The sequence below is a fragment of the Limnobacter sp. UBA3528 genome, assembly GCF_002377005.1.
Taxonomy (GTDB): Bacteria; Pseudomonadota; Gammaproteobacteria; order Burkholderiales; family Burkholderiaceae_B; genus Limnobacter.
On the sequence record NZ_DFOZ01000016.1, the window covers coordinates 50,321 to 63,042 of the forward strand.

A 12,722-nucleotide genomic window follows, 5' to 3' on the forward strand; every position below is an offset into this window, starting at 1 on the left:
ATGACCCGAGTTAGAAAAGCTGTATTTCCTGTTGCGGGTATGGGCACCCGATTTTTGCCTGCCACCAAAGCAAGTCCCAAAGAAATGATGCCCGTGGTCGACAAGCCACTTATTCAATATGCCGTTGAAGAGGCACTAGAAGCGGGTTTGAGCGAGCTTGTTTTTATTACGGGTCGAAGCAAGCGTTCTATCGAAGATCATTTCGACAAAGCCTATGAGCTTGAGGCGGAGTTGCAGGCTCGCGGCAAAACTGCCTTGCTTGAAATAGTAAAGAATATTGTACCCAGCCATGTGAACTGTATTTACATTCGCCAGATGGAGCCTTTGGGTCTAGGCCATGCCGTGCTTTGTGCAGAACCAGTTGTCGGCACCGAGCCTTTTGCAGTTTTGTTGGCCGACGACTTGATGGACGTGGACAAAGGCACGCCCTCGGTCACTCATCAAATGGTCAAGGTTTTTGAGCGGGAACATGCAAGCGTATTGGCTGTGCAGGAAGTGGATCCTTCTGAGACGAAGTCGTATGGTATCGTCTCCAGCACCCCCTGGAACAATCGCTCCGAGCGTGTCAACGCCATCGTTGAAAAACCAGATCCCAAAGATGCACCGACCAATCTCGCTGTGGTGGGACGTTACGTGCTGAATTCTCAAATTTTTGATCACATCCGTAAAACGGGTAAGGGTGCTGGCGGAGAAATTCAGCTGACTGACGGTATTGCCTCACTACTGGAAGATCAACCAGTATTGGCCTACCGCTTCACCGGAACCCGTTTCGACTGCGGCTCGAAAATGGGTTACCTGAAAGCGACTGTGGAACTCGGACTGAAACACCACGAGGTGGCTGCTGAATTCGCTCAGTACCTCAAAGACAGGAAGTAAACCATGTATGCAGTGTTGGGAGGAAGTGGTCTAAGCCAATTGCCAGGTTTTGAAATTACCATGCGAAAGGTTCAACGAACCCCCTATGGTGAACCATCAGGCGCACTCACGATTGGCATGCTTGCAGGCCATGAAATCGTTTTTTTGGCACGCCACGGCTATGGGCACACCATCGCCCCCCATCAAATTAATTACCGGGCCAACATCTGGGCTTTGTCACAACTGAATATTGACGGTATTTTGTCGGTGGCCTCAGTGGGTGGAATTCGCCCCGATTTAAAGCCCGGGCAATTGGTGGTTCCTGATCAAATCCTGGACTATACCCATGGGCGTAACGCCACATTTTTTGAAGGCGACAACCAGGCGGTGCAACACATCGACTTCACATGGCCTTACGATCAGGCGCTTCGTACGTCATTGTGTCTTGCGGCCGACTCTGTCGGTGAACAGGTGGTGCAGGGCGGTTGTTATGCCTGTACACAAGGCCCCCGTTTGGAAACCGCAGCGGAAGTGAAGCGCTTGGCACGCGATGGAGCAGATATTGTCGGTATGACCGGGATGCCTGAAGCCTGCTTGGCCCGAGAACTTGAAATACCTTACGCACACCTTGCGTTGGTGGTAAATCAGGCTGCAGGAGTCGGAGAGAGCGCGCAGGAAATTTCTCACGCCCAAATCAGCAAAACTGTCCACGAAGGAATGGGTAGAGTGATGGGCATCATCAAATCAATGGTGCAACTGCACGACGAATGAAAGGGCAGTGGATTGTGCACCCTCATTGTTCCTAAATTGACAGCAACTCAAGAAGCTCGGCTTCCAGTTGAATTTGAAGCTTTCCTGAATTCAAAGACTGCCCGTACAGCAAAAAGGTATCCTCAGCCCGTTCACCCAAAGTCATGATTTTGGCGGTTTGTACGTTGACTTTGTATTGCGCCAGAAGCCTTGTAATCGAGTAAAGCAGGCCCGTACGGTCAGTGGCCGACACGGTCAATAAATATTGATTCCCTTTTTCATCTGGTTTCAAATCGACAGAAGGGCGCACTGGAAAGTGTCTGGATTGTCTGGACATTCGCCCGAACACGGGTGGTTCCAACGGTTGACGTTTGACGAGTCGGTCTTGAAGCTCTGCTTCGAGCAGCGAGAGGGTTTCCCGGTAAAACTCATGATGACTGTCGTGCTGAATCAGAAAAGAATCAAGTGCATAGCCGTGCGAAGTCGTGTGAATTTTCGCATCCAGAATGCTCAAATTCTTGGAGTCAAAATAGCCACAAATTCGGGCAAAAAGATCCATTTCATCGCGGGTATACACCAGCAGTTCCAAGCCTTCGCCAATCGGAGATAGTCGCGCCTTTACGATCGGCTGTTCAGCATCTACACGCCAGTACAGGTGCCGCGTATGCCAGGCAATATCGCTGGGCCCTTGTCTGAGAAAGTACGACACATCAAGCTGGGCCCAAAGTTTGTCCTGAACATCATCTGAAAGCGCATACAGTCGCAGAATTCGGCGAGCCTCTGCTTGCTGTTCAGCGAGCATTTGTCTCCGGTTGGGCGCCTCGCCACCCAAATACTTTAATGTCAGGCGATAGAGGTCTTCCAGCAGTTTGCCTTTCCATGCGTTCCATACTTTTGGACTGGTACCGCGAATATCGGCAACAGTGAGCAGATAAAGGGCTGTCAGGTTGCGGGGAGTTTTAACCAGTGCAGCAAACTCCTTGAGTACTTCGACATCGGACAAATCTTTCTTTTGCGCTGTATTCGACATGGTCAAGTGGTGCTTCACCAGAAAAGCCACCAAATCAGTGTTTTCCTGATTCAAGCCATGATCTTTACAGAACTTGCGGGCGTCTACTTCGCCCAACACACTGTGGTCACCGCCCCGGCCTTTGGCCACATCGTGAAACAAGGCAGCAACGTACAACAACCAATGGTCGTCAAAATTGGCCATTAATTGGCTGCAGTAGGGGTACTCGTGTGCGTGTTCGGCCATCGTAAATCGACGCAAGTTACGAACAACCGTCAAAATATGCTGATCAACCGTATACACGTGAAACAAATCATGCTGCATTTGTCCCACAATTTTCCGAAAGACCGGCAGGTACCTTCCCAATACACTGGTCTCATTCATGCGCCGTAACTCATGAACAATGCCTTGCGGTTGCTTGAAAAACTCGATAAACAAAGCCTTGTTGACTGGATTTTTCCTGAATTCGCTGTTGATTTTTACCCGGCTGTGCCACAGCTGTCGCAGCATTCGCGCACTCATGCCTTTCAAGCGTGGGTTTTGTTGCATCACGATAAAAGCGCGAAGCATTGCAGAGGGGTTTCGCGCGAACACGTCATCGTCCCGAATGTCCAGCAGAGAATCTGTTTCCTGAAACTCGTTGTCGATCACGACCGGCTCCGCATTGGCACCGAAAATCGACAGCTCAATATTTTGAAGCAATATAGTGTTCAGCTGCATTACCGCCTTGGCAGCCAAATAATACTGTTGCATCAGCTGTTCGCTTGATCGTTTTGCAGAAGTGGGACGATAACCCAAAGACTCCGCTAGCTGGGTTTGCACATCGTACACAAGTCTGTCTTCCCGGCGACCAGTGGTTACATGCAGTTGATATCGAATTTTCTTGAGCGTTCGCTCGTTATTTCTTAATTTGGCGGCTTCAAAGGGGGTAATTAAACCCTTTTTGGCCATTTCAGCCCAACTATTACCCAAATTGGCAGCCCGGCAAACCCACAAAATGACATGAAGATCGCGGAGCCCGCCAGGACTTTCCTTGCAGTTGGGCTCAAGGCTATAGGGCGTTTCCTGGTACTTGGCATGTCGCTGCCGAAGTTCAAGAGTTTTCTTGCGAAAAAAAGTTTTTACTTCAAGTAAATTCTTAAGACTAGAATTCAAAGATTTGAAGTTGCTACTGTTTCCAGCAAGTAATCGAGATTCTACGAGTGCGGTTTGAACAGTGATGTCCTTGCCAGCTTCCTCAACACATTGTGCCGTTGTTCTGACGCTGTGCCCGATTTCAAGACCAATGTCCCAGCCTGAGCCACAAAAGGTTTCAAGCTTCTCGGTGTTGATTTCATCGGGTTCCTTATCGATCAGGATCAACACGTCCACATCAGAAAAAGGAAACAATTCACCCCTTCCGTAGCCACCCACGGCGACCAGGCTGTATTGCTTCGGCATACCGATGGCGTTCCATAGAGAGACCAAAGCCTCATCCACACTCTCGCAACGCTTTTTCAAAACTGCTTCCACCGCAGATGCAGGCGTGTTTTGATCAAAAGGCGTGAGCCATTGATGGGCTTGGTTTTTCAAATGGGTTTTGATACTCACTCGCACCACATTCAAGTCAAGTGCAGCCGATTTATTCACCGTGGTCGCCGGTTTTTCGCTCAAGTCAAGCCGCCCGTGTTTTCAAACGTGGATTGGCTGGTGTGCCAGCCGACTGAGTCAAAATTTCGTAGCCATCGGCTGTAACCAAAACCGTGTGCTCCCACTGCGCTGACAAACTGTGGTCTTTGGTCACAATGGTCCAGCCATCGGGCATTTCCTTAATTTCCCGTCGACCCGCATTCAGCATGGGTTCAATTGTGAAAATCATGCCTTCTTGCAGTTTTACACCGGTACCGGGTTTACCATAGTGCAACACCTGCGGTTCCTCATGAAACTTGGTGCCAATTCCATGGCCACAAAACTCCCGAACTACTGAATAACCGAAACCTTCTGCAAATTTTTGAATGGCTGCGCCCACATCGCCCAGCGTGGCACCTGGCCGCACCTGCTCAATGCCAATCCACATGGCCTCGAAGGTGATCTCGCACAAACGCCGCGCCGCCAGTGAACCTTCGCCCACGATAAACATGCGACTGGTATCACCGTGGTAACCGTCTTTGATGACCGTGATGTCTATGTTGATGATGTCGCCGTTTTTAAGTTTTTTGGGTCCAGGTACGCCGTGACAAATTTGATGATTGACCGATGTACAAATTGATTTGGGGTAGGGCGTGTAACCTGGCGGCGCATAATTCAATGGCGCGGGAATGGTTCCCTGCACATTCACCATGTAATCGTGGCAAAGTTTATCGAGTTCTTCGGTAGTAATGCCGGCGACCACGTGTGGGCCGATAAAATCCAGCACTTCTGAGGCCAAACGGCCGGCAACACGCATTTTTTCAATGTCGTGCTCGTTTTTAATCACAATATCCATGGTTTTGTTTAATTCCTGCTTGAGCTAACGTATTTTAACCGAGTATAATCTCGGGCTGCTCTGGCGCTATGGCTAACTGACGTAGTTAGTTGACGCTTAAGAGTAAATTTAATGGTTTGTGCGACAGGGTGCTAGCAATTGTTGGTTTATTAACCCGATGTTGGCCCAGTACAAACCCATTTAACCCTGTCTATACTGGAGAAATTCATGGCAGCATCAATGCGCGAAATGCTGGAAGCTGGTTGCCACTTTGGCCACCAAACTCGCTTCTGGAACCCAAAAATGGCCCCTTACATTTACGGCCATCGTAACAAAATTCACATTATCAACCTGGAAAAAACCGTTGTTATGCTCGACGACGCGCTGAAATTCGTAAAGCGCCTGTCAGCCAACCGCGGCAACATCCTGTTTGTGTGTACCAAGCGTCAGGCCAAAGAAATCATCGCTGAAGAAGCACAGCGTTGTGGCATGCCTTATGTTGACCAGCGCTGGCTGGGTGGCATGTTGACCAACTTCAAAACAGTAAAAACATCCATCAAGCGCCTGAAAGACATGGAAGCCATCATCGCCGACGGCGGTACTGAGCGCATGTCCAAGAAAGAAGCCTTGATGTTCGCCCGTGAACTTGAAAAGCTGAACCAGTCAATTGGTGGCATTAAAGACATGCCTACACTGCCTGACGCCATTTTCGTGTGCGACGTGGGTTACCACAAAATTGCCATTACTGAAGCCGAAAAGCTTGGCATTCCAGTGGTAGGTATTGTGGATACCAACCACTCTCCAGCTGGTGTTAGCTACATCATTCCTGGTAACGATGACTCGGCCCGCGCCATCCGTTTGTACGCCCGTTCAGTAGCCGACGCCGTATTGGCAGGCCGTGACCAGGCTGTAAACGATGTGGTTGAAGCCATCAAAGGCGGCGACGATTTCGTTGAAGTGTCTGAAGAGGGAGCTGAAGGCTAACCAAGCCTTTGCCTTCCGATGGGGCGATCAGTCGCCCCTTTTTTTTATCTAATTCAGAATCCGACTTTAGGAGAAAATCAATGGCTGAAATTACAGCAGCAATGGTTAAAGTACTGCGCGAGAAAACTGATGCGCCGATGATGGAATGCAAAAAAGCCCTGACTGAAGCCGCTGGCGACATGGAAAAGGCAGAAGAAATTTTGCGCGTCAAGCTGGGTAGCAAAGCCGGCAAGGCCGCCGCCCGAGTGACCGCTGAGGGCTTGGTTGGCATTTATATCAATGATTCCAGTAATTTGGGAACGATTGTTGAAGTCAATTGCGAGACTGACTTCGTGGCGAAAAACGACGACTTCCTGGCTTTTGTGGCCAATGTGTCCAAGTTGATTGCTGACCACAACCCGGCTGATGTAGAAGCACTGTCAGCGTTGCCTTTGGGCGAAGGTACAGTTGAAACGGTTCGTGCAGCCTTGATCGGCAAAATTGGCGAAAACATGTCCGTACGTCGTTTTAAGCGCGTTGAAGCAAAAGGCAGCCTGAGCTCGTACATCCATGGTGGCAAAATTGGCGTGCTGGTTGACTACACTGGCCCCGATGAAAACGTGGGTAAAGACGTTGCTTTGCACATCGCTGCGACAAAACCAAAGGCCTTGCATGAAAGCGGCGTGCCACAGGAAGACATTGACCGCGAGCGTTCAGTGGCCAAAGCCAAAGCAGAAGAGTCTGGCAAGCCAGCCGACATCGCAGAGAAAATGGTTGAAGGTTCTATCAAGAAATTCTTGAAAGAAGTTGCCCTGCTGTCTCAGCCTTTTGTTAAAGATGACAAGCTGACCGTTGAAGCAATGTTGAAGAGCAAGGGTAGCGAAATAAATGGCTTCGACCTGTTCATCGTCGGTGAAGGCATTGAAAAGAAGGTAAACGATTTCGCCGCTGAAGTTGCCGCACAAGCTGCAGCCGCCGCCGCAGGCCGTTAATTCCTTTATTTGAAGAGGGGTTTCTCGACTCGGGAAGCCCCTTTTTATTTGCACGTCTACGAAGTTCTGTGCTTTACGTTATAGAATCCTGACAATGATCCAACAAGAGGCTTGAATGTCAGCATACAAACGTGTGTTACTCAAATTGTCAGGCGAAGCCCTGATGGGTGAAGACTCCTACGGCATCAACCGTCAAACCATTGAAAGAATGGTTGCTGAAGTTGCAGAAGTCTCCGCATCAGGAGTGGAATTGGCAGTTGTTATTGGTGGCGGCAATATTTTCCGGGGAATAGCCCCTGGCGCAGCCGGGATGGACAGGGCCACAGCGGACTACATGGGCATGATGGCCACTGTAATGAACGCACTGGCATTGCAGGACGCGTTTCGGCGTGCTGGCGTTGAGGCAAGGGTTCAATCTGCGCTCAACATTGAGCAGGTTGTTGAGCCTTACATCCGACCCAAAGCCATTCGATACCTTGAAGAAGGCAAAGTTGTTATATTTGCAGCAGGAACCGGGAATCCGTTCTTTACAACCGATACCGCGGCGGCATTGCGCGGCTCTGAAATTGGCGCTGAGGTTGTGCTCAAAGCCACGAAAGTAGATGGCATTTACACCGCTGACCCCAATAAAGATCCCACTGCAACCCGTTACGAGAGAATTTCGTTCAACGAAGCGATTTCAAAAAACCTCGAAGTCATGGACGCCACTGCATTCGCTTTGTGCCGCGATCAGAAGCTTCCAATTCGAGTATTTTCCATCAACAAGCCCGGCGCATTGCACCGCGCAGTTGCTGGTGAGAACGAGGGCACCTTGGTGCACATGTAACTAACTGACCATCCAACCGACTAATTAATCCACTAATTAATCCAATAAGGCAGTGAGAATTTAATCATGAGCGTTGCAAACATTCGTAAAACGACCGAAGAAAAGATGGTGAAATCCATCGAATCCCTGAAAACCGATTTGCAGAAAGTACGCACCGGACGCGCCCACACAGGCATTTTGGATCACGTACAAGTCGATTATTACGGCTCCATGGTGCCAATATCGCAGGTTGCAAACCTGAGTCTGGCTGATGCGCGGACCATTGTCGTTCAGCCGTGGGAAAAAAATATGGCCAATGCTGTGGAAAAGGCCATTCGCGAATCAGACCTTGGTCTGAACCCCGCGTCAATGGGTGAAACCATTCGTGTTCCAATGCCTGCCTTGACTGAAGAGCGGCGCAAAGAGTTGACCAAATTCATCAAAGGCGAAGGTGAGCAAACCAAAGTTGCTATTCGTAACCTGCGCCGTGATGCCAACGAGGCGCTGAAGCGCTTGGTGAACGACAAGGAAATTTCAGAGGACGATGAGCGTCGAGCGCAGGCAGACATCCAAAAATTGACCGACAAGTTCGTATCCGAAGTCGATCAGGTTTTGCAGTCCAAAGAAGCCGAAATCATGACGGTTTAAGTCGGTTATGACCGTCTACACTAGCTCAACATTGGATGTGCCCTGCACATCCAACATTCCAAAGCACGTTGCAATCGTGATGGATGGAAATGGCCGTTGGGCAAAAAGCCGCCTTATGCCCCGATTTGCGGGACACAAGCGTGGCGTAGACGCTGTCAAGCGCACAGTCCAGGCTTGTTGTGAACTAGGCGTTGAGCACCTTACACTCTTTGCTTTTTCGTCTGAGAACTGGCGCCGGCCCGAAGAAGAAGTCAGCCTGCTAATGCGCCTGTTTATACGAGTGCTGCGCAAAGACGTGGAAGCCATGCACCGTGAAAATATTTGCCTGAGAATTATTGGCGACACCACCGCGTTTGAGCCCGAGCTGCAGGCGGCCATCTCCTCCGCCGAAGAACTCACCAAAAACAACACCCGCCTGTTTTTAAACATTGCAGCCAATTACGGCGGCCGCTGGGATATTCTCCAAGCGACAAAAAGCATGCTGAAATGCAATCCCGAGTTGGCCAACAATCCGAATCAAATTTCGGAAACTGATCTTTCCAGACATTTGTGCCTGCAAGGCAGCCCCGAGCCAGACCTTTTCATCCGTACTGGTGGCGAGCAACGAGTATCCAATTTCCTGTTGTGGCAGTTGGCGTACACTGAGTTTTATTTCACAGATAAATTTTGGCCTGATTTCGGCAAGCCGATGCTGCTTGAGGCCATTGATTCCTATAACAACAGAGAACGACGCTTTGGTCGAACCTCCGAGCAAATTCAGCCCCCAGTGGCCAATGTTCGGCAATCCGCCCAGTGATTCAGTTCTCAATCGAGACATATCATGCTTAGAACGCGTGTGATCACGGCTGTGATCCTGCTGATCGTGTTGCTTGTGGTTCTGTTGTATGGCGGCGAAATCGGCTGGAATCTTTTCGTTTTGACAGTACTTGTGGGTGCATTCTGGGAGTGGGCTCGCCTTGGTTTGTATGAGCCAGTAAAAGCCGTCGCCTATGCAGTTGCGGGGGGCGCTCTGTGTGTCGTAATAGAGCGCTCGGTCAATCTACAAACCCAAGCCTTTCCTTTGCTTGCCTTGGCCAGCGTATTCTGGGTCGCTTTTGCCCCCTGGTGCCTCAGAAATGTATCCGTGGGTGTTATGGCCAACAAAACGCTTTACGGCCTGGTTGGCTTCATTCTGGTTGCTGCAGCGGGTTTGGCCTTGGTCATCACAAAAACCTACGGTATTGTTTTCCTGCTCAGCACCATCGCGATTTGCTTCGCTGCAGATATTTTTGCCTACTTCTTCGGTAAAACCTTCGGCAAACGCAAGCTTGCGCCCCGAATCTCTCCAGGCAAAAGCTGGGAAGGTGCAATCGGAGGGGCGTTCAGTGTGGTGGCACTCAGTTGGTTGGTTGTTTTGCTGGCAGCCTCCTATCCTGAACTGAAGAACACTTGGCAGGCCATGGCCTTTGAACGTTGGCACCCAATCGTGTTCACATTCTGGCTGGTGGTATTGAGCGCTTACAGTGTGGTGGGCGACTTGTTTGAATCGATGCTTAAACGCAGGGCTGGGCTAAAGGACAGCAGTCAATTATTGCCGGGCCATGGTGGCGTTCTAGACCGGATTGATGCACAGTTGCCCGTACTGCCCCTTGCAATTTTACTGGTTAGTGCAGTGGTGGCCTGAGTCGAACAATGAATTTGCAGAAGTTACTTATTTTGGGTGCCACTGGCACCATTGGTGTCAACACCCTTGACGTGATCGCAAGGCACCCGAATCGTTTTCAGGTGTACGGCCTGGCTGCAGGAAAAAACATTGAATTGTTGTACTCACAGGCCTGTGCGCACCGCCCCAAGGCCTTGATTATCTGTGACACCACAGCACTGGAACAGTGGCACGCCTTGGGTTTCAGCGCGAAACTTCGCGAGAAACTGGGTTATATGCCCGACATTGGGGGGCAGGCTGATCTTGAAGAACTGTGTCAAAGCGCACAAGTTGATATTGTTGTCGCCGCAATAGTTGGCTCTGCCGGGCTAAAACCCACGCTTAGTGCATTACAAGCCGGGAAAAGGGTGCTGCTTGCCAACAAGGAATCCTTGGTACTTGCAGGGCAGTTCATGATCCAGGCTTGCTTGCGTTCAGGCGCCACAATTTTGCCGGTCGATTCGGAACACAATGCGATTTACCAGTGCTTACCCGCGAATTATGATCTCAGCAGAGCAACTGAATTCGGCATAGAAAGATTGGTTTTAACCGCGTCTGGCGGCCCTTTCAGAAACAAAAGTCTCGCGGAACTTTCTCAGGTCAGTCCTGCCCAAGCGATTGCGCATCCGAACTGGGTGATGGGGCGTAAAATTTCAGTAGACAGCGCCACCATGGCGAACAAAGGACTGGAATTGATCGAAGCGCTGTGGCTGTTTGGTCTACCCGCCAAACAACTTTCGGTACTGGTTCACCCTCAATCCATTGTTCATTCACTGGTGGAGTACAAAGACGGTAGCATGCTGGCACAACTGGGGTGTCCTGACATGAGAACGCCGATCGCTCACGTTTTGGGTTTACCAGACCGAATTGAATCAGGCTCACCCCGTTTGAATTTGGCTGCCTTGGGCAAGCTCGACTTCGAGGAACCCGACTTGAGTCGTTTCCCGATGCTAAAACTGGCTTTCGATGTGCTTGAGAAACCCGACACCATGGCCCCTGTGTTTAATGCGGCCAATGAAATGGCAGTAGACTTGTTTTTGAATGAAAAGATTGCTTATATGGACATTGTGAAGTTGACGCAAATGTGTATGTCCCGCTTTGCGTTGTCGTCCATTGCGAATCTGGATGACGCCTTTGCGTTGGACAGCGAAGTGCGCGCTTATGCAACCGAAAGCGCTGAAAAGTTTTAAACACAGGATTTAAATGCTGAATTCAATTGTTTCATTCCTGATTGCCTTGGGCATTCTGGTTTTCATTCACGAATATGGCCACTACTCTGTGGCCCGCTTCTACGGCGTGCGCGTCATACGTTTCTCTGTGGGTTTTGGCAAACCAATATTCAGATGGATTAATCGAAAAACCAAAGTGGAATGGACTGTTTCATGGATTCCCTTGGGCGGTTATGTCCGGATGCTGGATGAGCGGGACCCTGACAGCCTGAAGGGTCACGACATTGAACTCTCCGAAGCATTCAATCGCAAGCCTGTTGGCCAGCGTATTGCGATTGTTCTGGCTGGCCCCTTGGCCAACCTTATCCTTGCTGCCCTTATTTACGGCTTTTTGGCTTACATGCAACCCATGGGCCTTGCAACCCAGGTTTCAGAGCCAATCCCCAATTCAGTTGCTGCAAATGCGGGCTTGATGGGCGGCGATGAAATTACCGAGGTAAACGGCGATCGCACCAAAAACTGGAATGAAGTGTCTTGGGCGTTGATCAAAGCTCGGCTCTTCCGCGACGACCTCTCGATTAAAGTAAATCGTGGTGGATATGAGTTATTCCTTGAGCCGGTTCAATCCTCTGAGGTAGATGCAGAGCTGGGGCCCGCCCTGACGCGTGAGCTTGGTTTTTCTCCGGTCGAGAAAAGCGTATTGGTTCGAGCAGTGAGTGAAGGCAGTGCGGCTGCGGTCGCCGGTTTTATGGCCAATGACCAGTTGCTCAGTGTTGATGGTATTCCTGTTGAAACATCGGCCCAATTTACAAGCCTGATCAAAGAACGTCCGGCGCTGGAGACCACTGTTCGCATTCGCCGGAATGATCAAGACATCAGCCTGTTGGCATTACCTGAAAAAACCCAGCTTGAAAATGGCGAAACCATTGGTAGATTGGGTTTATCGATTGGCGGCGAGTCGGTGATCGTGAATAACCCCCTGAATCCGTTTGAATCGATCGTTGAGGGTACCGGCCGAATGATTGAAGTCAGCGTATTCTCGCTGGCCGCGTTGGGTAAAATGGTGACAGGCGATTTGTCCTGGAACCACCTCAGCGGGCCAGTGTCCATTGCATCGGCTGCCGGTGAATCATCAAGCCTTGGGATTCTTCCTTTTTTCGGTTTTCTAGCCATGGTTTCTGTTAGCCTAGGCATTTTGAATCTTTTGCCAATCCCTCTCTTGGATGGTGGGCACTTGATGTATTATTTGGCCGAAATCGTCAGAGGCAAGCCAGTTGATGAAGTTTGGCAAATTCGAGGTCAAAAACTGGGTATTTTGCTGATTGGCATATTGACCAGTGTTGCTTTTTTTAATGATATTCAAAGGCTAATTTTCTAAAGGCCTTCATATATTGGTTCCAGCCTGAC

Annotated in this window: 11 protein-coding genes and 1 pseudogene; 10 read left to right on the forward strand and 2 right to left on the reverse strand. The window is 50.0% G+C overall.

The window, feature by feature from the left end; genetic code table 11:
• The gene (gene galU, locus B4N58_RS04095; protein WP_008252567.1) at positions 1–876 is read left to right on the forward strand and encodes a UTP--glucose-1-phosphate uridylyltransferase GalU; all 876 of its coding nucleotides are present in this window, start codon (positions 1–3) and stop codon (positions 874–876) included.
• A gap of 3 nt (positions 877–879) precedes the next feature.
• Complete coding sequence (locus tag B4N58_RS04100) at positions 880–1,626, forward strand: S-methyl-5'-thioinosine phosphorylase (RefSeq protein ID WP_008252566.1); 747 nt, start codon at positions 880–882, stop codon at positions 1,624–1,626.
• A gap of 31 nt (positions 1,627–1,657) precedes the next feature.
• Here B4N58_RS04100 and B4N58_RS04105 read toward each other — a convergent pair whose 3' ends face one another.
• Together B4N58_RS04105 and map are read right to left on the reverse strand one after the other, a co-directional pair.
• Positions 1,658–4,219: a [protein-PII] uridylyltransferase gene (locus B4N58_RS04105; protein WP_414673838.1), complete on the reverse strand. Its 2,562-nt coding sequence runs from the start codon at positions 4,217–4,219 to the stop codon at positions 1,658–1,660.
• 49 nt (positions 4,220–4,268) lie between these two features.
• Positions 4,269–5,090: pseudogene (gene map / locus B4N58_RS04110) on the reverse strand (type I methionyl aminopeptidase); the annotation flags it as partial.
• Positions 5,091–5,285: 195 nt separating this feature from the next.
• Here map and rpsB point away from each other — a divergent pair.
• From rpsB to rseP, 8 genes are all read left to right on the forward strand, one after another.
• A complete protein-coding gene (gene rpsB, locus B4N58_RS04115; RefSeq protein WP_008252558.1) occupies positions 5,286–6,041 on the forward strand; it encodes a 30S ribosomal protein S2 in 756 nt (251 codons plus the stop codon).
• 80 nt (positions 6,042–6,121) lie between these two features.
• Complete coding sequence (gene tsf / locus B4N58_RS04120) at positions 6,122–7,012, forward strand: translation elongation factor Ts (protein ID WP_008252557.1); 891 nt, start codon at positions 6,122–6,124, stop codon at positions 7,010–7,012.
• Positions 7,013–7,127: 115 nt separating this feature from the next.
• Positions 7,128–7,838 carry a UMP kinase gene (pyrH, locus tag B4N58_RS04125; protein ID WP_008252555.1) on the forward strand — a complete coding sequence of 237 codons (711 nt, stop codon included), beginning with the start codon at positions 7,128–7,130 and terminating at the stop codon, positions 7,836–7,838.
• Positions 7,839–7,904: 66 nt separating this feature from the next.
• Positions 7,905–8,465, forward strand: a complete 561-nt coding sequence (gene frr / locus B4N58_RS04130) for a ribosome recycling factor (RefSeq protein WP_008252553.1) — start codon at positions 7,905–7,907, stop codon at positions 8,463–8,465.
• A 7-nt stretch (positions 8,466–8,472) separates the two neighbouring features.
• A complete protein-coding gene (locus B4N58_RS04135) occupies positions 8,473–9,261 on the forward strand; it encodes an isoprenyl transferase (protein WP_008252551.1) in 789 nt (262 codons plus the stop codon).
• A 24-nt stretch (positions 9,262–9,285) separates the two neighbouring features.
• Positions 9,286–10,128, forward strand: a complete 843-nt coding sequence (locus tag B4N58_RS04140) for a phosphatidate cytidylyltransferase (protein WP_008252548.1) — start codon at positions 9,286–9,288, stop codon at positions 10,126–10,128.
• An 8-nt stretch (positions 10,129–10,136) separates the two neighbouring features.
• Positions 10,137–11,336, forward strand: coding sequence for a 1-deoxy-D-xylulose-5-phosphate reductoisomerase (gene dxr / locus B4N58_RS04145; protein ID WP_291746109.1), 1,200 nt, complete (start codon positions 10,137–10,139; stop codon positions 11,334–11,336).
• A gap of 13 nt (positions 11,337–11,349) precedes the next feature.
• Positions 11,350–12,693, forward strand: a complete 1,344-nt coding sequence (gene rseP / locus B4N58_RS04150; protein WP_291746112.1) for an RIP metalloprotease RseP — start codon at positions 11,350–11,352, stop codon at positions 12,691–12,693.
• Positions 12,694–12,722: the final 29 nt, after the last annotated feature.